The sequence below is a fragment of the Bernardetia aquimarina genome, from assembly GCF_042180575.1.
Taxonomy (GTDB): Bacteria; Bacteroidota; Bacteroidia; order Cytophagales; family Bernardetiaceae; genus Bernardetia.
The window spans coordinates 1,428,633-1,450,614 of the sequence record NZ_CP170094.1 but is presented as its reverse complement, the minus strand read 5'-3'; the positions used below and the strand labels follow the sequence as shown (position 1 = coordinate 1,450,614).

General features: G+C 30.4%; 20 protein-coding genes. 7 read left to right on the top strand and 13 right to left on the bottom strand.

What is annotated here, in order from left to right:
- Positions 1-38: 38 nt before the first annotated feature.
- The 5 genes from ACE193_RS06070 to ACE193_RS06050 all read right to left on the bottom strand — a co-directional run bounded on the left by ACE193_RS06070 (position 39) and on the right by ACE193_RS06050 (position 6,612).
- On the bottom strand, positions 39-1,658 hold the full coding sequence (locus tag ACE193_RS06070; protein ID WP_375562113.1) for a T9SS type A sorting domain-containing protein: 1,620 nt from the start codon (positions 1,656-1,658) through the stop codon (positions 39-41).
- A 111-nt stretch (positions 1,659-1,769) separates the two neighbouring features.
- Positions 1,770-3,401, bottom strand: a complete 1,632-nt coding sequence (locus ACE193_RS06065) for a T9SS type A sorting domain-containing protein (RefSeq protein ID WP_375562112.1) — start codon at positions 3,399-3,401, stop codon at positions 1,770-1,772.
- 155 nt (positions 3,402-3,556) lie between these two features.
- Positions 3,557-4,771 (bottom strand): hypothetical protein, encoded by a 1,215-nt coding sequence (locus ACE193_RS06060; RefSeq protein ID WP_375562111.1) that lies wholly within the window; start codon positions 4,769-4,771, stop codon positions 3,557-3,559.
- A 76-nt stretch (positions 4,772-4,847) separates the two neighbouring features.
- Positions 4,848-5,180 (bottom strand): hypothetical protein, encoded by a 333-nt coding sequence (locus tag ACE193_RS06055; protein ID WP_375562110.1) that lies wholly within the window; start codon positions 5,178-5,180, stop codon positions 4,848-4,850.
- A gap of 112 nt (positions 5,181-5,292) precedes the next feature.
- The gene (locus tag ACE193_RS06050; RefSeq protein ID WP_375562109.1) at positions 5,293-6,612 is read right to left on the bottom strand and encodes a hypothetical protein; all 1,320 of its coding nucleotides are present in this window, start codon (positions 6,610-6,612) and stop codon (positions 5,293-5,295) included.
- A gap of 209 nt (positions 6,613-6,821) precedes the next feature.
- Between ACE193_RS06050 and ACE193_RS06045 the strand changes: the two genes are divergently transcribed.
- The 7 genes from ACE193_RS06045 to ACE193_RS06015 all read left to right on the top strand — a co-directional run bounded on the left by ACE193_RS06045 (position 6,822) and on the right by ACE193_RS06015 (position 15,982).
- Entirely contained in the window at positions 6,822-8,837 is a 2,016-nt protein-coding gene (locus ACE193_RS06045) for a histidine kinase (RefSeq protein WP_375562108.1), read from the top strand.
- A 228-nt stretch (positions 8,838-9,065) separates the two neighbouring features.
- The gene (locus tag ACE193_RS06040) at positions 9,066-11,216 is read left to right on the top strand and encodes a histidine kinase (RefSeq protein WP_375562107.1); all 2,151 of its coding nucleotides are present in this window, start codon (positions 9,066-9,068) and stop codon (positions 11,214-11,216) included.
- A 94-nt stretch (positions 11,217-11,310) separates the two neighbouring features.
- On the top strand, positions 11,311-12,054 hold the full coding sequence (locus ACE193_RS06035; RefSeq protein ID WP_375562106.1) for a LytR/AlgR family response regulator transcription factor: 744 nt from the start codon (positions 11,311-11,313) through the stop codon (positions 12,052-12,054).
- A gap of 89 nt (positions 12,055-12,143) precedes the next feature.
- Positions 12,144-13,124, top strand: a complete 981-nt coding sequence (locus tag ACE193_RS06030; RefSeq protein WP_375562105.1) for a magnesium and cobalt transport protein CorA — start codon at positions 12,144-12,146, stop codon at positions 13,122-13,124.
- 25 nt (positions 13,125-13,149) lie between these two features.
- Positions 13,150-13,563: a VOC family protein gene (locus ACE193_RS06025; RefSeq protein WP_375562104.1), complete on the top strand. Its 414-nt coding sequence runs from the start codon at positions 13,150-13,152 to the stop codon at positions 13,561-13,563.
- A 64-nt stretch (positions 13,564-13,627) separates the two neighbouring features.
- Positions 13,628-14,866: a hypothetical protein gene (locus tag ACE193_RS06020; protein WP_375562103.1), complete on the top strand. Its 1,239-nt coding sequence runs from the start codon at positions 13,628-13,630 to the stop codon at positions 14,864-14,866.
- A 51-nt stretch (positions 14,867-14,917) separates the two neighbouring features.
- Complete coding sequence (locus ACE193_RS06015) at positions 14,918-15,982, top strand: DNA adenine methylase (protein ID WP_375562102.1); 1,065 nt, start codon at positions 14,918-14,920, stop codon at positions 15,980-15,982.
- A 5-nt stretch (positions 15,983-15,987) separates the two neighbouring features.
- Here the strand turns inward: ACE193_RS06015 and ACE193_RS06010 are convergent, their stop codons facing one another.
- The 8 genes from ACE193_RS06010 to ACE193_RS05975 form a co-directional block, all read right to left on the bottom strand.
- Positions 15,988-16,395 (bottom strand): hypothetical protein, encoded by a 408-nt coding sequence (locus tag ACE193_RS06010; protein ID WP_375562101.1) that lies wholly within the window; start codon positions 16,393-16,395, stop codon positions 15,988-15,990.
- A gap of 67 nt (positions 16,396-16,462) precedes the next feature.
- The gene (locus tag ACE193_RS06005; RefSeq protein ID WP_375562100.1) at positions 16,463-17,689 is read right to left on the bottom strand and encodes a serine hydrolase domain-containing protein; all 1,227 of its coding nucleotides are present in this window, start codon (positions 17,687-17,689) and stop codon (positions 16,463-16,465) included.
- A 354-nt stretch (positions 17,690-18,043) separates the two neighbouring features.
- Positions 18,044-18,442 carry a hypothetical protein gene (locus ACE193_RS06000; RefSeq protein WP_375562099.1) on the bottom strand — a complete coding sequence of 133 codons (399 nt, stop codon included), beginning with the start codon at positions 18,440-18,442 and terminating at the stop codon, positions 18,044-18,046.
- A 47-nt stretch (positions 18,443-18,489) separates the two neighbouring features.
- Positions 18,490-18,909 carry a nuclear transport factor 2 family protein gene (locus tag ACE193_RS05995; protein WP_375562098.1) on the bottom strand — a complete coding sequence of 140 codons (420 nt, stop codon included), beginning with the start codon at positions 18,907-18,909 and terminating at the stop codon, positions 18,490-18,492.
- 132 nt (positions 18,910-19,041) lie between these two features.
- Positions 19,042-19,866: a hypothetical protein gene (locus tag ACE193_RS05990; protein ID WP_375562097.1), complete on the bottom strand. Its 825-nt coding sequence runs from the start codon at positions 19,864-19,866 to the stop codon at positions 19,042-19,044.
- 55 nt (positions 19,867-19,921) lie between these two features.
- Positions 19,922-20,521, bottom strand: a complete 600-nt coding sequence (locus tag ACE193_RS05985) for a hypothetical protein (RefSeq protein ID WP_375562096.1) — start codon at positions 20,519-20,521, stop codon at positions 19,922-19,924.
- A gap of 30 nt (positions 20,522-20,551) precedes the next feature.
- The gene (locus tag ACE193_RS05980) at positions 20,552-20,962 is read right to left on the bottom strand and encodes a hypothetical protein (protein WP_375562095.1); all 411 of its coding nucleotides are present in this window, start codon (positions 20,960-20,962) and stop codon (positions 20,552-20,554) included.
- Between the two features lie 78 nt (positions 20,963-21,040).
- A complete protein-coding gene (locus ACE193_RS05975; protein ID WP_375562094.1) occupies positions 21,041-21,976 on the bottom strand; it encodes a bifunctional riboflavin kinase/FAD synthetase in 936 nt (311 codons plus the stop codon).
- Between the last annotated feature and the right edge of the window lie 6 nt (positions 21,977-21,982).

The following is a 21,982-nucleotide window of genomic DNA, read 5'->3' as shown; positions in this document are numbered from 1 at the left end:
GGCTTATTTTTATGTTGTTTTGATAATAAAATAAATTTTTATTCTTTTATTATACGAATATGTTCTATTCTTTCTGTGGTATTAACCTTTAATAAATACATTCCAATAGGAAGATCTCCGATATATAATTTATTTTTGGTATTCCATTTCTTTACTTCTTGTCCCTGAACATTCAGAAGAGATATAGATATAATCTCTGATTTTGATTTTATATTTAGGACGTTAGTAGCAGGATTTGGATATACAATAGAATTGATTTCTGAATTTTGTATAGCAGCAGTCATTTTTCTACTTGGAGTATGTCCACCTCCTTGTGGTGTAGTAGTTGTTCTACAAGCTCCCAATGATGGACAAAACTCGTATGCACCAATATCTACTGTTCTTTCTAATATTCTACTATTTCCTCCATATCCTTTAATGATGCCAACAGGAATAAAAGAGTTATTTCCTGCATTACGTGCAGGTGAATTAGTAGAAATTTTTAAAAAATCATTAGATACTGGATTAGTAGTAACAAATTGAGGGTCTGCTATTATAGCATTTGTCACATTTACAGCAGAATTATTTGTTAAGTTTCCATTGAAAGAATAATAATCAAATAGACAGTTTTTGAAGTTGAAAATTCCAGTTGGAAAAGGATAAGTTATATTACGGAATATACAGTTTTCAAAAGTTTCATTTCTATTTCCAAGTATTCGAGATCTAAAAAATGTACAATTAGTTGCTATAACGCTTGGTGTGTTAGATAAAGAAGATGTACCAAATTGATAAAAAGCATTAGGAGGAATGACAGGATTCAAGTTAAAAAAAGTTGAATTACTTACCTTGATCTGAGTCAGTGGAGTGTCCAAGTCACTATCTATAAATTCACACCTATCAAAAGTTATATTAGCTATGTTTGATTGCATATGATGCCAAAAATACCGAATTTGTGAATTTTTAAATGTTGTCTTAGATATAATTGGATTTAGAACAGATGTGAAAGAATTTCCTGTAATAGAAATAGCTGTAGAATAATAACTTAAGAGAAAATCGCATTCTGATATTATAGGATTAAACAAGGTAGCTTGTCCAGAAATACCATAACTACCACCTGTATTGTCTCTATAATATTGTATATCAAATATACAATTTATAATTTTTGCACTAAATGAGGTATAAGCATCTATCCTAATTCCCATATTCACAGACATCCTTAGACCATTTAACATTGTTTGGTCACACAAATCCTCCCCTGCCACAAAAGCTCTATTACGAGTTAATAGATTAGTTTGTACTTGCCTCGTAGAACCAGTGTTACCATCTGGTCCGATAATCGTAATAGCTCCATTAAAAAAACGTGTAGCATTGATTAACCAATCAGGTGCGCTACGTGCATTATATCCTCCCCAAATTTGAACTCCATTTTTGAGTTGAAAACCATTTACAGTAGGGTACATTCCATCTGAAACACGCACTATGCCAGCTCCATTATTGACAAAAGCAGTAGCTGCATTATCAATTCCATCTTGTAGATTATTGAAAGCAGTAGACCAAGACAATCCATTCCCCCCTGCTGGCGCATCTATGTCGACATAAAAATAGCTTTGTGCTTGAGCTTCTATTCCTAAGAATAAGAAAGCTATAAATAGAATTAATTTAAAAGAAATATTTTTCATGACTAAGAAAATTTGTATGAAGTACATTAGACAATTTGAAGTAGATTAAATAAGCCATTGCAACTTTTGTAATGGCTTATTTTTATGTTGTTTTGATAATAAAATAAATTTTTATTCTTTTATTATACGAATATGTTCTATTCTTTCTGTGGTATTAACCTTTAATAAATACATTCCAATAGGAAGATCTCCGATATATAATTTATTTTTGGTATTCCATTTCTTTACTTCTTGTCCTTGAACATTCAGAAGAGATATAGATACAATCTCTGAGTCTGATTTTATATTTAGGACGTTAGTAGCAGGGTTTGGATATACAATAGAATTAATTTCTGAGTTTGAAACAGCAGCAGTTATTTTCCTAGAAGGTAAATGACTTGAAGAAGAACAGGCTCTTGAAGGACAAAGCTCATAAGCTCCCATATCCACTATATTTTCCAAAATCCTACTATTTCCTCCATATCCTTTAGTAACCCCAACAGGAATAAAAGAGTTGTTGCCAGCATTGCGAGCAGGCGAACTGTTACTTAGTTTTAGATAATCAGAAGAGTTAGAATCAGTACTTAAAAATTGAGGGTTTTGATTATAAATCACATTATTACAAGTAATATGATTAGAAGAAGGATTTATAGCCGAACAAGAACTAACATCTACCAAACAATTATTAAAGGTTGCTGGAACAAAACCTGAAGTACCTGCATCTACTATAATATAATTCGAATCCCAAAAAATACAATTATTAAAAGTTGATAAGACAGTATTAGTTTTCATTATTGGCTGAGACAAACCATATAGAGTACAATTAGTTGCTGTTAAGTCAGTATGAAATCTAAGGTCAATTCCTGTAGAGTTAGTATATGAAAATGAACTTGTAAGTATTGAGTTAGTCACATTTGCATTACTAGTCATATTATTTCCATGGAGTTCTAACCAAATTCCATTACGGTCTATATTAAAACGAGAGTTATTAATATTCAAATCTACATTTCCTATGTTGTTAATAGTTGTAGAATAATGAGAATACAAATGAATAGAAGCATTATGGTTGTTATGAAATGTAGAATTATTAATAGATATATCTGCTGCTATTGTACCACCAATTTCTAAATTAATACCTACAATAGTATAAAAAGTACAGTTATTTATTTTAGGATTGAATGTTCCTGTAACATAACTATTTTGGGTTGAAGCTATTCCATATAAACCAGAAAAAAAGTGGTTCATATCTCTACCAAAGCTACAGTTATTAACACTCATTTCAAATACTTGACAAGTATTTTTTATTTCTATTCCATAGAATGTTCCTGTGCTGGGTGGTAGTATATTCATTCCATCAAGAATTGTTTGATTGCCTAAATTTTGATTAGCTATAAAACAACTTGTACCTAATACAGTAGTGCTAACACCTCCATAAAAACGTGTAGCATTTATTAACCAATCAGGCGCACTACGTGAATTATATCCTCCCCAAATTTGTACTCCATTTTTTAATTGGAATCCAGTTACAGGTGCAGGATATGTTCCATCTGATACACGTACTATACCAGTTCCATTATTAGCAAAAACAGTAGCTGCATTATCAATTCCATCTTGTAGATTATTGAAAGCTGTAGCCCAAGTTAAACCATCTCCCCCTAATGGCGCATCTATGTCGACATAATAGGTAGTTGTTTGTGCTTGTAGAGCAATTGCAGTAAAGGATAAAAATAAAAAAAGCAGTGTTTTGAAAAAATAATTTTTCATAATAAACGGAATTTGTGTGAAATAAACTAGGTAATTGGAGTTAATTTTTTAAAAAAGCCATCATAAAAATTATAATGGCTTTATAGGTTCGCTACTACTACGTGTGCGAGTTATTTTAAATATTTTTCAATTTTATTGAATAAAGAGGCTTTGTATTATTCATCATACCATTCTCTGAACTGCTTAAACCACTTTTCCATTTTTGCAGCTTTATAAACAAAACTAATTGTACCTTCAGCAATTTGAGCTTCGTTATTTCCATCATTATTAGAATACATTTTTACAGTCATTTTGTAAGTTTGTCCTTCTTTCAACTCAGCTTTATTTTGATACAATGTGTACATAAAAGCATAATCAATGATGTTTTCACGAGAAGAAATTAATTGATGTCCGTGGTTATAACAAAATTTATCTGTAACCTTTTTAGCAGAAATCATTTTGTTCCACTTTGCAGTAGAGTTACGAAGAGCTACACGGTCGCCTTTTTTGCCATTCATTTCATAAACAATATTAAGCTGACAATCTGCACCACAGCTTGTTCCAATTTTTTCCTTAAAATAAGCACCTAAGAAAATATCATCTCCCATATCTCTTGTTTTGATGAAGTTTTTTGGATCTTCAGTGGGCTTATCTCCATATTTGTAATTGAAACGAGTATAGCTATCTACAAAAACTACTTTACCTACATTTTCTTTATATGCTTTGTATTCCATAAGCTGTGCTTGTTTTTTCTTGTCTTCTTCTGCTTTACCTTTGTTTATCATTTGCTCAAATTTTGCTTGAGCAGTTTCAAGGTCATACACTTCTAACTTGGTTTCATCCTTAACAAAAACATCTGTTACAGTTTCGTCTCCCCTAAGGATATCTAAATGAGTTGTTTTGTTGTTGAGCGCAATAAGTACCCCTGGTTCTGCTTCAACCAACCAAACAGAATAAAAATTATCTAAGCGATATACTTTTGCACCTAACTTTTTGGTTTCTTTATCTTTAAGATAAAATGGGTGTTTATTTCCTTCTTTGTTGTAAAAAACATCTAGTGTATTTACAAACTTATCACCATCACGCCCTACAAATTTCAATTTTAAAGTTCTCTGACGACGTTTTGCTCCCATTGCATTTTCAAACTCTACACCATCTAGTGCTTTGTATGTTCCAGAAACTCCTGTATCATCTGAAAAATCTTCCCCATAAGGAGCACCTGCTTCTTTTGCTTTCTTAGAGCTTCCACCACTTTCAGCAGCAGCTAGTTTTTTTTCTAGTTTATCTTTTAATTTTTTTCCAAATTGTGCATTTGCATCATTTGAAATTCCGATTGTACACAATAATGCCGTGGCAAGTGTAGCTGTTTTGAATAAATTGACTAATTTCATGATAATTGTTTTTTAGTAGTACGATGATTAAAAATGATTGTGTCTGTTAGATACAGAACTAAAATTGATTGATTTTTTATAAATACTTTGAGAGTTTGATGGTTTTCCCACACATGCTGTCATCTACTTCAAAGATAAAATCGTCTTTACTGCCATTTGGAGCAGTATGGATTTTTCTACCATTATTGCAGCTAATACTTGTAGAGCTTCCATTATTTAAACTTACTACACCAGAACCTGTATGAATACGGATTTTGCTGCCTGTGTCATTTAATAGTTTGAAAGAACTTCCATTTGGAGCAACAGTAGCGTCAATTTTGATAGAATGGTTTGTAGTTTCTGCACTTTGATTGCTATAAAAGCTCATCATAAATGCCATCATTACAAGAGATAAAAAGAGTGTTCTCATTTTATTTTGAATTAAATAGGTTGAATAAATAATAATTTTGTTATTGATTTGAATATCAACAACTGAGTGAGATTGATATTTTGATGATTTTCTTTTTATAGGCTATTTTATTTTACCAGCCGAAACTGACAGTAGAAGTACGAACGTTTACAGAGCCTTTTGAACCTCTGTTTCCATCGTAAGGACTATGATTTTCGTGTTTTCCACCATTTCCACCTTGATTATTGATGGTGTAATTGAAGGTTGTTACACTTGAGTCTTTGATGATAGTTACATCTCCACCGTCTCCACCATTTCCTCCTCGTGTGCTATCTCTGCCATAGCTTCCACTTCCTCCTTGTAAATTGAGTGTGAGAGGAGCATTCGGACTCATTTTTAACTTTCTCAAAACTTGCCCCGAACTAGCATCTTTGATTTCTATTTGATTGACTTTCTCGCCATTTCCTGTTGTGGTTGCTTTTACAGAAACAATGACATCTTTTCCATTTTTTCCTCTATATCCTGCCGAAACAGTCAGATGAACAACACCTCCACGTTCTCCAAAATAATTGACATGCAAACCAGTATTGTAATGTACTGGAAGTTTTGCCATAGTTTTGATAGTTGATTGATGTTTAGATTGAACATTTACTACTAGATTATCACTTGGAATTACATCTGCATTTTCTGCTATTGTGATAGTTTCTTCTCCAAATAATCCACCATTTACAGTGATTTTGAAGTCATCCCAAGGCATTTTTCCTCCTAAGTTTTTTGTCTTGAGAATTTTTCCATCTGCTAGAGTTGCCTCAATTCCATAATTTACTTTTACCAAATGTCCTGTTTCGTTTTTATCACTAATCCATTTTACAGTGATACTTTTTACACTTTTTCCTTTGAGAGAATTAGCTAATGCCTCTGCTGCATCTTTTTCTGCTTGTTCGGCTGCAATTTCTGCTCTATCTTCAGATTGTGCAGCGACTGTTTTTTGGATATAATTTTCTATTTTACTGATATGCTCGGCGTGGTCTTTTCCAACACTTTCATTTTCTGTCAAAATATATTTGATGGTTGCTTTTCCTCCAGACCATTTGATGTAATAGAAATTATCATCAATAAATACAACTCTGTGTTTGATGTCTTTAAAATAAGCAGGATGTTCTGCCAAATCAGGTTCATACGGCTCTTCTATAATACCTGCTCGGTTGATGACAACTTTTGAAATAGCATCGCCATTTTTCTCTATTGTAATAGGCCAAGGTTTGGAGGCTTTTTCAAAAACGTATTTGTGATATTTTGGCTCTGTGAGTTTGAAAACATTGAGCGAAGTTGCTGTAAAATTTTTTAAGAGTTCATTCTGACTTTGTTGTGCAAAAACTGTATTGGAAAGCAAAACAGGATAAATACACAAGAAGAGAAAAGCAATTTGGAAATTTTTTGTTAAAAGTCGCATTGTACTAATTGTTTTAAGTTGATAGTTGTAGTAGTTTTTTGGCTTTTTCCGTTTGATTATGTTTCAAAACTACGCTATCACTAGGGAAGTACAATGTTTAGTTTCATAAATGGTAAGTTTCATTACACAAATGGTACAATATTACTATTAAGCTATTTTAAGAAGTTGTATATTTGTAAAAAATCATTCTCCAACTACTACTCTATTTTATGAAAAAGTTAATTTGTTTACTTGTTTTTAGCTTTATTACTTTATTGGGTTTGGCTCAGAATAAAGAAATAGGTTCTTTGAAGCATTTAGTTGCTCAAAGCGAAGGAAAAGAAAAGGTCAAACACCTACAAACTTTATTTGACAAACAACTTTCCTATAAACCAAAAGATGCTATAAATACAGTATATCAAACGTGGGAAATTGTAGAAAAACTAAAGGAAGGAACAGAAAACACAAAGCTAAAAGCAAATACAGCACAGATGTATATGACCATATATTCTAGTGTCTTGAAGAAACACGATAGCACGATTTATTGGTCAAAAAAAGCTATCAAATGGAGTGAAGAGGTTAAAGATTCATTAGGAATACTACACACGTATCGAAATGTAGCACGTAGTTTTTATTATCAAAAACAGATGGATAGTGCATTTATTTATTACTCTAATGCTATGGATCTGTCAGAAAAAATAAAACAGCCACAAGAGTTAGTAAAATCGTATGATAATATGGCTATGATGTATAATATTACAAGACAATTTGAGAAATCTTTGGAATTTAGAAAAAAAGCATACACTCTTGCTAAGAAACATAATTATGAAAAAGAATTATTAAAAATTTCGGTGAATTTGGGTGCATTATATCGTTCTATAGATTTAGATTCTGCTATTTTTTACACTAGAAATGCTGTGAAAATAGCAAAAAATATAAATTCAAATATCGGATTGCATCGTGCTATGACTAGTCTAGCCGATCTTTTATATCTTAAAAAAGAAAATAAAGAGTCTTTGATGGTTATAGAGCAAGTCATAAATATGCCTAAAGAAAAAAAAGATCCCAATTATGAACTAAGGACTTTAATTACATATTCTGGTATTTTGAAGCAAAATGGAAGGTATGAAGATGCTAAAAATAATATTTATAAAACACTCAAAGTAACCGAAAGCCAAAGTGATGATATTCAAACAGTTGGTAATTATACTTTATTAGGTGTTGTGTATGGATATTTGAATGAGCCTGATAGTACAGATGTGTATATTAAAAAATCTATTGCTCTAAAAAATACAATTACACAACAAGAAATACTAGCTAAAACATCAGAACTCCAAACCAAATACGAAACTGAAAAAAAAGAACAGCAAATAAAAGAGTTAGAGCAACAAAAAACGATTACAGATTTAGAAAATAAAAATCAAGTTGCAGCACTTCAAGCACAAGTTTCAATTTTAGGATTGATTTTATTAGCTCCTATTTCTCTTTTGATTGGTGGAGGTTGGTATGTCAATCGTCGTCGTCTGACATTAAAATTAGAGGCTGAGCAAAAAGAACGAGCCAAACAAATGAGCGAACTAAAGGCGTTGCGTTCTCAAATGAATCCTCATTTTATTTTTAATGCGCTCAATTCTATTCAAGATTTTATTATGCTTTCTGAAAAAGAAAATGCACAACATTATTTAGGTAAATTTGCAACGCTGATGCGTGGATTTTTGGATTCTTCTTCTAAAGAAAAAATTAGTTTAGAGAAAGAATTACCTTTATTAAAATCGTATATCGAACTAGAAGGATTGCGATTAGGAGAAGAGTTTAGTTATGAAATTAATTTTGGTAATAATGAAAACACAAAAATTGATGAAGATGAGTTAGATGAAATTGAAATTCCTCCACTTTTGATTCAGCCCTATTTAGAAAATGCTTTTAAACACGGACTTTTACACAAAATGGGAGAGAAAAAACTACTTTTAGAATTTGATAAAGTAGAAAAACAAAACGAGAATTTTCTTCAACTAAAAATCACAGACAACGGAGTAGGAAGACAAAAATCTGCCGAAATAAATGCACGAAAAGCAAAAACACATCAATCTTTTGCAACACAAGCCACAGAAGAACGACTAGAACTTATGAAAAATCAATCTACAACGAATAAAAACATTGAAGTAGAAATAAATGATTTGAAAGATAATCAAGGAAATGGAAACGGAACAGAAATTGTAATTCTGATTCCTTTTAATAGATATTAATTTTTTACTGGGAACTACGGAAAACTCAAAAAACTGATTATATCAACATATAAATATTGTCTACCAAAAGAATAAAATTTAGTTTTGAACTATAAAAGTTATTATTCGGATACTTTTTGGCTGAAAAATAGAATTTTATTTTTTTAATATTTATTTATAAGATGTTGATAGTCAATTAGTTAATAGCTGCTTTGTAGTTCTCAGTTTACTATTTAACTAAAATTCAAAATGAAGACTATATTATTTTATAATAGATTTTTGCTTTTATCTGTACTATATTTATTACTGTCATTCTCTAGCTTTGGACAGAATGAAGGTGCGATTTTAGAAGAAATAGATAAAAAAATATTAATATTGACAGATAGTTTTATAAGAAAAAATCCACAAAAGTCACTTCAAATTGCAGAAAAGATGCTAGTAATAGCTAATAAGAATGAATATAAAGAAAAAGAGGTTATTTTTTTAGAGAAAAAAGTTTTTATTTGCCTTCTTTTAGCTAAAAATGAAGAAGGTATTTCAAATGCAGAGTTGGCTATAAATTTAATTAAAGAGCATAAACTAAATCATAATTTAGCCAAACTATATACCCATAAAGGTACTGCACTAACCCGAATAGGAGAAGTAGATGCAGCTTTGCTTGTCTTAGATTCTGTAATACATTATCTAGATACAGCTCCTAAGAAAAAAGTGAACTCTATTGAATATCAAATATATTATTTAAAAGGTAGAATCTATGATAGAGAGGGGAAAATGGAACAAGCTGTAGATAGTTATTTAAAAGCTATGAAAATAGCAAAAAAAATGAACTCAAAGCGTAAACTTGCTAATATATTATATGACTTAGGTTATGTACATAATGCACAGGAAAACTGGAGTAAAGCAATAGAGTTTTATGAAGAGAGTTTAAAGTTAAGTACGCAAGTACAAGATACCATGTACATGGTTTTTAATCATGTTTTTATTGCAGGCTCATATATGGAACAAGAAAAGAGGACAGAAAGTAAAAACAATTTTTTAGAGAAAGCACATAGGCATCTACAAGAAGCTCTACAACTTTCTCAAAATCAAATAAATAATAAACCCTACGAATTAGAACTTATATATTTTGAGTTTTCAAACTATTATCAAGGGTTAAAGGAATATGAAAAAGCGATCGAGTATATTTATAAAAGCAGAAAGTATACTAAACAAATAAAAAACAAAGAAACTCTAGTAGCCAATTACACACAAGCTGCAGATTGTTATTTTGATAATAAAAAATATCAAAAAGCAATGCAAGAAATAAAACAAGGCATTAGTTTAGCTAAAGAAATAAAAACATTTTATCATTTAATAGAACTTTATGAATTAGCTGCAAAAGCAACTGAAAAGCAAAACAAAATAAAAGAGTCTTACCAATATTATAAAATATATTCTACGATAAAGGATAGCATTTTTAATGAAAAGAGAACTAATCAAGTCAATGAACTTCAAACCAAATACGAAACCGAAAAAAAAGAACAGCAAATAAAAGAGTTGAAACAACAAAAAACGATTGATGAACTAAAGAGTAAAACTGAAATATCCTCTCTTCAAGCACAGCGTTCAATTTTAGCATTAGTTCTTTTAGCTCCTATTTCTTTGCTGATTGGTGGTGGTTGGTATGTAAATCGTCGTCGTTTGTATTTAAAGTTGGAAGCCGAACAAAAAGAAAGAGCCAAACAACTCAGCGAACTAAAGGCGTTGCGCTCACAAATGAACCCTCATTTTATCTTTAATGCCCTCAATTCTATTCAAGATTTTATTATGCTTTCTGAAAAAGAAAATGCACAACATTATTTAGGTAAATTTGCAACGCTGATGCGTGGATTTTTGGATTCTTCGTCCAAAGAAAAAATTAGTTTGGATAAAGAATTACCTTTGATAGAATCGTATATCGAATTGGAAGGATTGCGTTTGGGAGAAGAATTTAGTTATGATATTATTTTTGATGATAAAATTGATAAAGGTGAGCTAGATGAAATTGAAATCCCACCACTTTTGATTCAGCCCTATTTAGAAAATGCTTTTAAACACGGACTTTTACACAAAATGGGAGAGAAAAAATTGCTTTTAGAATTTGATGAAATAGAAAAATCAAATGAAAAATTTCTTCAATTAAAAATTACAGATAATGGAATTGGAAGACAAAAATCTGCCGAAATAAATGCACGAAAAGCCCAAACGCACAACTCTACACATCAATCTTTTGCTACTCAAGCTACAACAGAACGATTAGAGCTTATGAAAAATCAATCTACAACGAATAAAAACATCGAAGTAGAAATAAATGATTTGAAAGATAATCAAGGAAATGGAAACGGAACAGAAATTGTAATTCTGATTCCCATTAATGAATAAAATAATATAGGTTAAAGGCTCGCCTTTGACTTATTTATACAGTAATTTTTATAATGCAGTCAAAGGCAAGCCTTTTGACCTACCAACTGAATATATGAAAGCTATAATCATAGACGATGAACTCCGTGCAAGAAGAATTTTGAAAACTCTCTTGACAGAACATTGCCCACAAATAAATATTGTTGGAGAGGCTGAAAATGTGCCTGATGCTGTTCAACTTATTCACAAAACAAATCCAGATATTGTCTTTTCGGATATCGAAATGCCTGAATATTCAGGTTTTGAGCTTCTCAAATTTATTACAAATATTGACTTTGCACTTATTTTCGTAACGGCTTATCAAGAGTATGCCATTCGTGCTTTTGAGGTTTCGGCAGTAGATTATTTACTCAAACCTTTAGAAATAGATTTACTCAAAAAAGCCGTACAAAAAGTAGAAAAACGACTTGAGGCAACAGGAAATGCTCAAAACAATCAAAAAATGGAAGCCTTACGAGAAAATTTGAAAGGCGAATACATTACTCGTTTTGCTTTGCCGATGGCAGACGGACTGATGTTTGTCGAAGCTGATGATATTATGTATTTAATTGCAGAAGGTTCTTATACAGAAATTGTTTTTTCGGATAAAAAACGAGTTTTGGTTACCAAAAAAATAAAGTATTTTGAAGAAAATTTAGTCCATCCTTGTTTTTTTCGTTCTCATCGTTCGTATATTGTCAATCTAAACAAAATCAGTCAGTATATCCGAACAGGAAATTATATTGTCATGGATGATGGTTTTAAAGCCAGTGTAGCTAGAGATAGAAAAGATGATTTTTTAAAAATTTATCAAGATTAAAATAAAGTTAGAAGTTAGATGTATGAAGTAATACAATTCAATGTAGGGCAAAGGCTTGCCTTTGACAATCATATATTTCAAAAAACAATATGCCAAAAACATTTTTAGAAAATACGACACTTATTCAGTACAATGAAAAAGAATACCAAAAAAGTAGTTATGATACTCCAGAAGATATTATCGTAACACAAAAAGATGGTCTGTTGCGTTGGATAAATACGTATGGAATGCAATATGAAGACCAACTAAAAGAAGTTATTACTCAAAATAAATTAGATGATTTTCTATTGAAATTAATCAAAGATGACGAACAGTCTAATAAAGTAATTGAGTTAGAAGATTTACTTTTTGTTTCGATTAGAGTATTAATAACTGAACATGATGATTTGGATTCAGAACAGATGTTTTTTATTGTTTCTTCTGATTTTGTGTGGAGCATTCAAGAGCAAAAAGGTGATTATTTTGGTTGGATTAGAGAGCGAATTAGAGATAATAAAGGAATTATCAGAAAAAAGAAATCTGATTATTTGCTTTTTCTTTTGATAGAATCAATTATTGATAATTATTATGAAACGAATCAGAATTATATCGAAATGTATTCTGAAATGCTAGACACAACCAAAGTAAAGCCTACACCAGAGTTTACCAATCAAATTGAAAAACAAAGACGCAACCTTTTAAAGTTTAAAAAATCAGCAAACAGTCTGCGTACTACGCTTCTTCGTTTAGAAAAAGTAAAATACAAAAATATCAAAAACAGCTATTTTTCAGAACTAAAAGAACAGACCAACGACCTAATTACAGATATTGATTTCGAACTCCAAACACTTGAAAGTAGTCTAAACTTAGTTTTTAGTATTCAAGGACACAGACTGAATGAAGTAATGAAAACGCTTACTATTTTTTCAGTTATCTTTATTCCTCTGACATTTTTGGCAGGAATTTATGGAATGAATTTTAAAAATATGCCTGAACTTCAAACACAGAATGGTTATTATGTTTTGTTGGGGGTAATGTCTGCTGTTACAGTCGGAATTATTATTTATTTTAAACAGAAAAAATGGTTTTAGTTTTTAATCTAAACAAACAACAAAAATGAAAAGAGTTACAGGAATTGGAGGAGTATTTTTTAAGTGTCAAAATCCTACAGCCATGAAAGAATGGTACAAAAAACATCTAGGGTTTGATACAGATGAATATGGAACAACCTTTGAATGGCGACAGGCAGAAAACCCAAATCAAAAAGGATTTACACAATGGAGTCCATTCGAACAAACAACAACCTATTTAGAACCTTCTAAAAAAGACTTTATGATAAATTATAGAGTCGAAAATTTAGAGAAATTAGTAGAAGTTTTGAAGGAGGAGGGAGTTACTGTTCTTGACGAAATAGAAAGCTTTGAGTATGGAAAATTTGTTCATATTTTGGACACAGAAGGAAATAAAATTGAACTTTGGCAGCCTAATGATATTGAGTACGATAAAATTGTGAAAGTAAGAACAAAATAGATTCATATAAATTTGTATTTTGCATTCACTTAACACTAATCACTAACAACTTATCACTATTTTCATGTCGCATTTAGAACAGTTACAAAATACTATTTCGGAACTCCAAACCCAAAGCAAAACTCTAAATTCTTTGACGGAAGTCTATGCAAAAGCTGAAAAAACTGAAGAGAATTATAGACAAAATTTAGAGCTTTTCGAAAAATTGCGACTACAACTAGAAAGCTATGAAAATCTGCTTGACCAAAAAATAATTTCTATTTCTAAGCAAAATACAGATTCAGTTTCTGCGCTTCAAGCCACCAATCAAAAAATAGAACAAGCTGAAAATCAAATTAAGCAAACAAGAGATGAGCTAGACGAACAAACAGCATCTATAGAAGCACATTTAAAGGAAGTAAAATCTCAGAATAAGGCTTTCTATGAACAAACACAGGATTTGCTTGTCCAAAAAACAGATAATCTTAATGCCAATCACGAAAAATTTTACTTAGAAACAACAGAAAGAATACAAAACCGACTGGCTGCACTAACACAAAAAAATGAAGATTTTTATTCGCTTACTTCTCACACGTTAGCCACACAATTACAGAGTTTAGACAAACAAACGACTACTTTTTATGAGCGTTCGACGGAAGGAATTAGAAATAATCTGTCTGATTTTGCCTCACATACAAAAGAACGAGATACAGAGTTAGAAAAAATGCTCGTCTTGAAAATTGATACAATTCAAGGGGAAAATCAAGTTCTTTTTATTCAAGTAAATTCACTTTCAGAAAGATTAGAAAAAACATACAATCAGTTTAAGGCTGTTTTGGATAAAATGGCTGAATTCCAAATGCAGTTTGATACCATCGGAACAAACCTAGAAAATCAAGAACGAGAAATTTATAATCAATCCGAACTTTTAAAAGAATCTCAATCTACTTTACAATCAACTCAAAAAAATCAATTTGATACCTTTGCAGATTATCAAAAAAAGGCATTAAAGTTCATTTATGACAACCAAAGTAAAGAATTTAAAGAAATAAAAGAGAATTTAGAAAATAAATTTGAGTTGCAAAGTGAAAGTTATAATCAAAATCAAATTAAGTTAGAAGAAGAAATTTCTTTGCAGCAAAAAAAACAACTTGTGTCATTACAAAAGGCTCAAAATGAAGCAATTATTCCAATCAAAGAGCAAATATCAGAAGAATTGAACCTACAAAAAGGAAAAATAGATAAAATTAGTACGTTTCAAATCATTACCTTTGTAGGATTGCTAATCAATTTGGCTTTACTCATTTATTTGCTAATAAAATAAGTTTAACTACTGGTTCAAGCGTCGACGCTTGAACCAGTAGTTACAATAGAAATGAATTACATCGGCTCAAAACTTCGTCTTTCAGATTGGATAATAGAAACTATTACCAAAACTTATACAAAACTCAGTACTGATTATAGTCCTTCAAAACCTCTTTCTCAAATCACTTTTGCAGAACTTTTCGCAGGAACAGCAATCATTAGTCGTAAACTAAAATCACAGGTAAGTCAAATTATTGCAAATGATTTAGAACCTTATAGTTATGTTTTGTTGAAAAATTATATTGAAAATACAAAAGTAATTCCGAACGAAAGAATTGTTTTTTTGATAGAAGAATTGAATAATTTATCTATAAAAAATCAAGATAATAAAGAAAAAAACGTTTTTATTTATCAAAATTATTGCCAAGGAAGTGGAAGTGAACGCCTTTATTTTAGTGATGATAATGGAAAAAAAATTGATGTAATTAGACAAAAGTTAGAAGAATGGAAAGTAAATAATTTTGTTTCTCAAAGTGAGTATTATTTCCTCTTAGCTTCTCTTTTAGAAAGTGCTGATAAAGTGGCAAATACGGCTTCTGTTTATGGCGCATTTTTGAAACAACTCAAGAAATCGGCTCAAAAAAATCTAGTTCTTTCTCCTGCTCACTTTCCAAAACCTCAAAATGGACACAACCAAGAAAATCAAGTTTTTAGAGAAGATGCAAACGAATTAATACAGAAAATAAAGGGCGATATTCTTTATTTAGACCCACCATATAATGCTCGTCAGTATGGCGCAAATTATCATCTTTTGAATACGATTGCGTTGTATGATAATTTTGAGCCAAAAGGAAAAACTGGTTTAAGAGAATATGAGCGTTCGAAATACTGTCAAAAAAACGAAGTAGAAACGGCTTTTGAAGACTTAATAAAAAATGCAGACTTCGAATTTATATTTTTAAGCTACAACAACGAAGGCTTGATGAACCTAGAAACTATCAAAAAAATAATGAGTAAATACGGTTCATACTCCTTAGAAAAAACAGAATACCAACGTTTTAAAGCTGACAAAGATATTAATAGAGAACATAAAGCCAATGCAACAATGGAGTATTTGCATATTTTGAGAAAATAATACTTCTATCCTTTATTTTTTCTACTTACCCTTTTTACAATTTTCTGTTTGGCTTTATCACTAAAAACAACCTTAACCCAATAAGTTATTATGATATCATATCCTCCAGTATCAATTTTTTGTTGTTCATTTAAGTAAAAAACACGAGTTGCAATTTTGTGTTCTCCTTCATCAAATTCTTTTATGGCATTAAAATAATCAGATTTTGTTGTTATGTCTTTACCTGATGAACCAGTTACAAAAATTACTTTTTTTCCAGTAAAGTCAATGTTTTGGTCAGAAAAATAACTATTGAGAAATTCAGATTCTACTTGTGAGAACTCTGGATTATCATCATTTCCACACTCATCTAAGTTTTGTCCGAAAGTAGTTAGAGAAATTAGAAGCAAAAGTAATGTTAGGTAGTTTTTCATATTTTTCTATTTGTTGAGTAGAGTCTTGTATAAAATAACACTGAATTGTTTTTGTTCGTACAAATTTTTATTCTAATCTATCTTGATATTTTTCAAGTGTATTCCAAACATCCCAAAACGCTTGATTTGCTTCATCACTCTCACTTTCTGTGTTCTTAATTAATATTCGTCCTATTTTTTTTTCTGGGTCAAAAAACATTAAAGTAAAAACACCTAGGTCGCTTCCACTATGCCCAATGACATTTCGTGTAATAAGTTTTTCAATAAATATTCCAATATTATCATCATCTCCTTCTTCAAAATGCTTTTTTTCTAATTGCGATTTAAATAGCTCTGAGTAACTATCTTTATTGAGTAAAGTTCCATTACCAGAATATCCTTTTATGAGTTCTTCTAATAACTTAGCTAAATCACTACTTGAAGTTATCAGATGTCCATCTGGATAAGTGAGTCCGATATAATGAGGAAGTTCTGTCTTATCAATGTAGAGTTTAGAAAATTTATCCAAATCAACCTCATCAAAAAACCATCCTGTAGAATTCATTTCTAAAGGTGTGAAAATATGTTTTTTAGTAAATTCATTGAAAGGAGTCTTAGCTGCAGATTCTATAACTAAAGCACATAAAGCAGCTCCTATATTGCTATACTCATTAAATTCTCCAGGTTTTCTGTTTGCAAAAGTTTCTTTTTTAAACCATTCTGAATCCTTGTGCAATATTTTTTCAAGAAACTCAGACAATGGAAGGTAGCTATCTTGATTATTAAAAAAATCTACAAACTCTTTATTTTTGGCTTGCTCATCACTTAGTTTATCTTTTAATACATAAACTTTTTCCCAGTAGAAATCCGAATCAAGAATGGATGATGTATGTGTAGCTAACTGTCTAATTGTAATTTCTTCGTTAGGAAAATAAGGATTCACAACTTCAAAAGGTAAGTGTTTATTGATTGCATCATCCAGTTTTAATAATCCCATTTCTTTGGCTTTGAGAAGTGCAACTGCAATAGAAATTTTAGAAATAGAGGCAATATTTTGAATCGTATTTTCAGTATATTCTTTTTTATCTTCAATATCAGCATATCCGAAACCGTTCTGATAAAGTGTTTCATTCTGATTTACTATAGCTACAGAAAATCCATTTATATACCCTCTTTTATAAATTTCACTCAACTCATTTGTCAGTGAATCTACTGTAAGTGTATTCTTTTCTGTTGGTTCTTTTTTTGAATTTGTTTTTTGATTACAAGAGGCAATCATAATTCCGATAAATAATAGAAAGATTGTGTTTTTCATGTTTTTTCAATGTATGTGATTAATTCTTGTGCTTTAGAATTAAAGTTTCTTTGTTGTATAGACACAATAATTAAAAGATAGTTGCTTATTTTTTAAATAAAAATTTATTTTCTATTTAAAAGCCATCTTATAATGCTTGTCAGTACAGAGCAAATTATCATTTTTTGAACCAAAATGCAAAACAGGTTTGAGAGAATACGAGCGTTCGAAATATTGCCAAAAAAATGAGTAAGTACGGTTTGTGTTTTTTAGAAAAAACAGAATACCAACGTTTCAAAGCCGATAAAGACATCAATAGAGAACACACAGTGGAGTATTTGCATATTTTGAGAAACAGTATCTAACTTTGACTTGTCACATTCCATTTCCAACTATTAATAGTATTCCAATAGCTAAAAGAACTATCCATCCAGGGTGTTTACCTTTTGTACCAAGCAATACTAAGCAAGAACCTATAAACATTGTAGAAGTTAGTAATTGAATAAGCATTTCCATAAATGCTGCATTTAGCTCATTGTGAATCAATGAAATTTGTATGATAATTCCTGCTAGACACCAGCCAAAAACGGAAGCTAGATGCCAAGTTGCCCATATTATTCTTAGATGCCTTTCTTTTAATCCATCACTTCTCTTTGATGGAACTACACTATTCTTATTTCTTTTACCATTGAAAATCATAATTTCGCCCAAAATTGAGTGAACAACTCCCAAAATAAAACATAGAATCCCAGCAGTTAGAAAATAGTTATTCATTACATATTTATTTTTTGTTTTGAAACTTCATGTTTTTTTACTTCTGATTAATTTGCTAGTTTACCTTTTAAGAAACGAATAACACTTCCCAAAATAGGAACATTTTCATAAAAGAGTTCGCCAGCATCAAAATAATCTCTTTGTCGGATTATTTTTTCTTCAAGAGTCAGTACTGAAATCCCTAATGCTTTTACATTCTTTTTAGGTCTTTTGAGTTTTAGATTCATTTCCCAAGTCAAATAAGCCTTATTTTCGATAATATCTTCATCAGTAAAGGTAAAAGAACCTTCTACTAAATTGTCATTTAGTTTGTTAAAATACTGTTTTAGATTTTCTATTCCTTGTATTTTATGAATGGGGTCTATAAAGACGATATTATCCGAATAAATAGTGTTTAAATCAGCTATATTACTAAAATCCATTTGCTTGAAATAATGCTTAAATGCTTCTATGCTGTTCGTATTCATAAATTTGGTTATTTGGTTAATATCTTTTCCAAAATAGTGATAATTTACCAAATAATATGACTGTACTAATAAATTATTGCTTTAAAAAAGCCAATGCAACTATGGAATATTTGTGTATTTTGAGAAAGGGATTTATTGTGCCTTTTTAAAGTCTTCTAAATCAAGCCCATTTCCTATTAATTCTGTTTCATTCAAAATTCTATCAAAAGGAATTATTTCTTTTTCTTCCAAATTTTCTTTCAATTTGTCAGCATATAAATGAGCAAATGATTCTTTTTCAGATTTTGGTAAATTATGATAATTATTCCATCTTTTTTCCCATTCTTCATACTCTTCTTCTTCAGTTGCAGGTCGTTCAACCATTTCTAAATAATGAACAAAATGCCCAAATTCGTGTGGAAGTGTTCTATAAAGTTGAGTGGCTCTGATTGCATCTAATTCATACTCTGATTCATAATACCTTTTTTCTGTTACGATTTTATGACCATCTTCTTTCAACCTTTTCAGTTCTTTTTGAGAATCAATATCTAGCTTTTTTGTCCATTTAAAAGTTCTTTCTAAATCAACAGCTTCAAGTATAACGGCTGGAAAAAAATCCTTTTCGAATTCATAAGAGTATATTAACCTTCCCCAAACAGGTTTGAGATTTTCTTCTTTTCTAGTGGGTTGTCGTAGTATAATCAACTCTAAATCTCCATAATCTTCTTTAGGAATTTGTAAAAGTAGCTGCTCAATATCTTCTATTGTACAGGCATGAAAAGAATTTTTCCTTGTTTTCTCTATAATAAATCTAAATTTATGCCCTTTGACTATTTTTTCAATGGTTTTATATTCTCCTAATCGCTCAAAAAATGACTTCATTTCAACAGAAGGAAAAGGAACGACTAATTTATTATCCTGTCCATGTCCCTGTTTTGCTGTTCCGATATTTCGATTTCTTCTTATTGGATTTATCATTAGTATTCTAATTAATTGTAGTACATCATTATTTTTTTGTAATCAAAAACTATTTTTAATGCTCATATAACCAATAAATTTTCTCATTTCTGTCTTCTGCTAACCGACAAAATTGAAGGACTTGGTCTAATTTCTTAAAATGCTTCTCATACATTGATGTTTTCTTTAAATAATACTTTCTGCCTTCTATTTTAATCTCATCAGAAATTGTAACCCATATATCCACTTCATTTTTTTCTGTTGGATAATTTATAATTCTAACTTTATCAGAAATTGAATGATAAAGTGATTGTCCTTTTATCCAGCATTTACTTTCATTTATGATTATATCAGTTTCTATATCTTCTTTATCCATTCGTTCGAAATCTAAATCAATTTCGAAGGGTAATAAATCCTTATTTTCCTCTAAATATTTTTTGACTTTCTCAATAACAACTTTTAAGTCATTAGGATTTATCTGTTTTACAGAATTATCTTCAAAATCCTCGTAAAAAGGAGCTTCTAACAAATTAATTTCCTCTTCGCTAAGAAAAGGTTCTTGATTTTCCCTATATCCTCGTGTTATTTCCCAATAAAAATCACGACCAAGAAAAGGAGCTAATTTTTTGTCATCATATTTATCACTTTCTAATCGTATATTAATTTGTGCGCCCATAGTGAAGGTTATTTTTCAATTCATTTTTGCTTATAAGTCATTTGGCTTTTTAATTTCCTTTTTTAATTTCCATTTTTTATTATGTAAATTAATAATTTTATTTTGCTTTATTTTCCACTTGGAATCTTTGAGTACAATTAAACTTGAGCTTGAAAGAGCATACATCAAACTGTCAGATTTATCCAAAGTCTTAGAGTTTAAAATTAAAAAATCATTTGAAGTTTTCCATTTCCCTTGAGTGAAGTCTGAAGCATGTCCTTTATGAATCCAAAATTTGAATTCATTATTATCTTCTAATAATAATTCAACTCTATAATTTTGCTCTTCAATTCCTACATACTTTCCCTCTAAAATATCAGAATTTAAGTTCAGATGCTGAGTTTTGCAGCTAACTAAGATTAGAATTACTAAACAGGATATTTTCAAAAAATGTGTTTTCATTTTATATTAATTAGATTTTTTATAAAATAGTTGAAAACGTTGATAATGATTGATAACCCAACCTTAGCAATCGTTGAACTAAACCTTCAAAACCTCCAAACTCTCCTCTTTATCCTTAGCGAGTTGTATTTTAAGCTCATCTAAAGAATTGTATTTTTCTTCTTCTCTCAAAAATTTCACAAACTGCAAAGTCAAATTTTTATCATAAATATCTTTATCAAAATCAAAAATATTTACTTCAATGGTTTGTTTGAGGTTTTTTCCTATCGTCGGACGAACACCAATACTGAGCATTCCACCATAAAATTCGTATTTATGAAAAATTCGGACGGCATAAATTCCCTGTTTTGGAATTAGTTTGTGTTTGTAATTCAGTTTTAAGTTTGCTGTTGGATAGCCGATTGTTCTTCCGATTTGCTTTCCTTTTACTACTTTTCCAGTAATCGAAAACTCATAACCCAAAAGTTCGTTTGCTGTTTCTATATCGCCATCAAAAAGTGCTTTTCTGATTCGTGTGCTACTGATTGCATTGTCTTCTATGTCTTGTCTTGAGATTTCTTCTACCTTAAATCCAAATCTATCTTCATTTTCTTTTAAATAATCAAATCCTCCTTCTCTATTTTTTCCGAAACGATGGTCATAACCAATTACAAACTGACGAGTTTGCAGCTTTTTTTGAATAATGCGTTTGATAAAATTTTCAGAAGATGTAGAAGCAAAACGCTTTGTAAACGGAATTATGCACAAATGGTCAATTCCCAAATCTTCTAACAAAATTGCTTTTTCCTCCAAAGTAGTCAGTATTTTGAGGTCTTTTTGTTCTGGAAAAAGCACCAAACGAGGATGAGGATGATACGTCAAGACAACCGTTTGAGCATTTGGAGTGCATTTTTTTAGGTCGACAACGTGCTGAATAATTTTTTGATGTCCTAAATGTACGCCGTCAAACGTTCCACTTGTCAGGATTGTATGTTGAAGTTCGGGAAACTCTGAAACCTTACGGTAAATTTTCATCTAGGA

Excerpts from the sequence above, each read along its gene's own strand:
- ACE193_RS05985 (WP_375562096.1), bottom strand. The coding sequence starts at position 20,521 with ATGGGCGCACAAATTAATATACGATTAGAAAGTGATAAATATGATGAC.
- ACE193_RS06065 (WP_375562112.1), bottom strand. The coding sequence starts at position 3,401 with ATGAAAAATTATTTTTTCAAAACACTGCTTTTTTTATTTTTATCCTTT.
- ACE193_RS06030 (WP_375562105.1), top strand. The coding sequence starts at position 12,144 with ATGCCAAAAACATTTTTAGAAAATACGACACTTATTCAGTACAATGAA.
- ACE193_RS06040 (WP_375562107.1), top strand. The coding sequence starts at position 9,066 with ATGAAGACTATATTATTTTATAATAGATTTTTGCTTTTATCTGTACTA.
- ACE193_RS06070 (WP_375562113.1), bottom strand. The coding sequence starts at position 1,658 with ATGAAAAATATTTCTTTTAAATTAATTCTATTTATAGCTTTCTTATTC.
- ACE193_RS05995 (WP_375562098.1), bottom strand. The coding sequence starts at position 18,909 with ATGAATACGAACAGCATAGAAGCATTTAAGCATTATTTCAAGCAAATG.
- ACE193_RS06000 (WP_375562099.1), bottom strand. The coding sequence starts at position 18,442 with ATGAATAACTATTTTCTAACTGCTGGGATTCTATGTTTTATTTTGGGA.
- ACE193_RS06055 (WP_375562110.1), bottom strand. The coding sequence starts at position 5,180 with ATGAGAACACTCTTTTTATCTCTTGTAATGATGGCATTTATGATGAGC.
- ACE193_RS06015 (WP_375562102.1), top strand. The coding sequence starts at position 14,918 with ATGAATTACATCGGCTCAAAACTTCGTCTTTCAGATTGGATAATAGAA.
- ACE193_RS06050 (WP_375562109.1), bottom strand. The coding sequence starts at position 6,612 with ATGCGACTTTTAACAAAAAATTTCCAAATTGCTTTTCTCTTCTTGTGT.
- ACE193_RS06060 (WP_375562111.1), bottom strand. The coding sequence starts at position 4,771 with ATGAAATTAGTCAATTTATTCAAAACAGCTACACTTGCCACGGCATTA.
- ACE193_RS05990 (WP_375562097.1), bottom strand. The coding sequence starts at position 19,866 with ATGATAAATCCAATAAGAAGAAATCGAAATATCGGAACAGCAAAACAG.
- ACE193_RS06020 (WP_375562103.1), top strand. The coding sequence starts at position 13,628 with ATGTCGCATTTAGAACAGTTACAAAATACTATTTCGGAACTCCAAACC.
- ACE193_RS06045 (WP_375562108.1), top strand. The coding sequence starts at position 6,822 with ATGAAAAAGTTAATTTGTTTACTTGTTTTTAGCTTTATTACTTTATTG.
- ACE193_RS06010 (WP_375562101.1), bottom strand. The coding sequence starts at position 16,395 with ATGAAAAACTACCTAACATTACTTTTGCTTCTAATTTCTCTAACTACT.
- ACE193_RS06035 (WP_375562106.1), top strand. The coding sequence starts at position 11,311 with ATGAAAGCTATAATCATAGACGATGAACTCCGTGCAAGAAGAATTTTG.
- ACE193_RS05980 (WP_375562095.1), bottom strand. The coding sequence starts at position 20,962 with ATGAAAACACATTTTTTGAAAATATCCTGTTTAGTAATTCTAATCTTA.
- ACE193_RS06005 (WP_375562100.1), bottom strand. The coding sequence starts at position 17,689 with ATGAAAAACACAATCTTTCTATTATTTATCGGAATTATGATTGCCTCT.
- ACE193_RS06025 (WP_375562104.1), top strand. The coding sequence starts at position 13,150 with ATGAAAAGAGTTACAGGAATTGGAGGAGTATTTTTTAAGTGTCAAAAT.
- ACE193_RS05975 (WP_375562094.1), bottom strand. The coding sequence starts at position 21,976 with ATGAAAATTTACCGTAAGGTTTCAGAGTTTCCCGAACTTCAACATACA.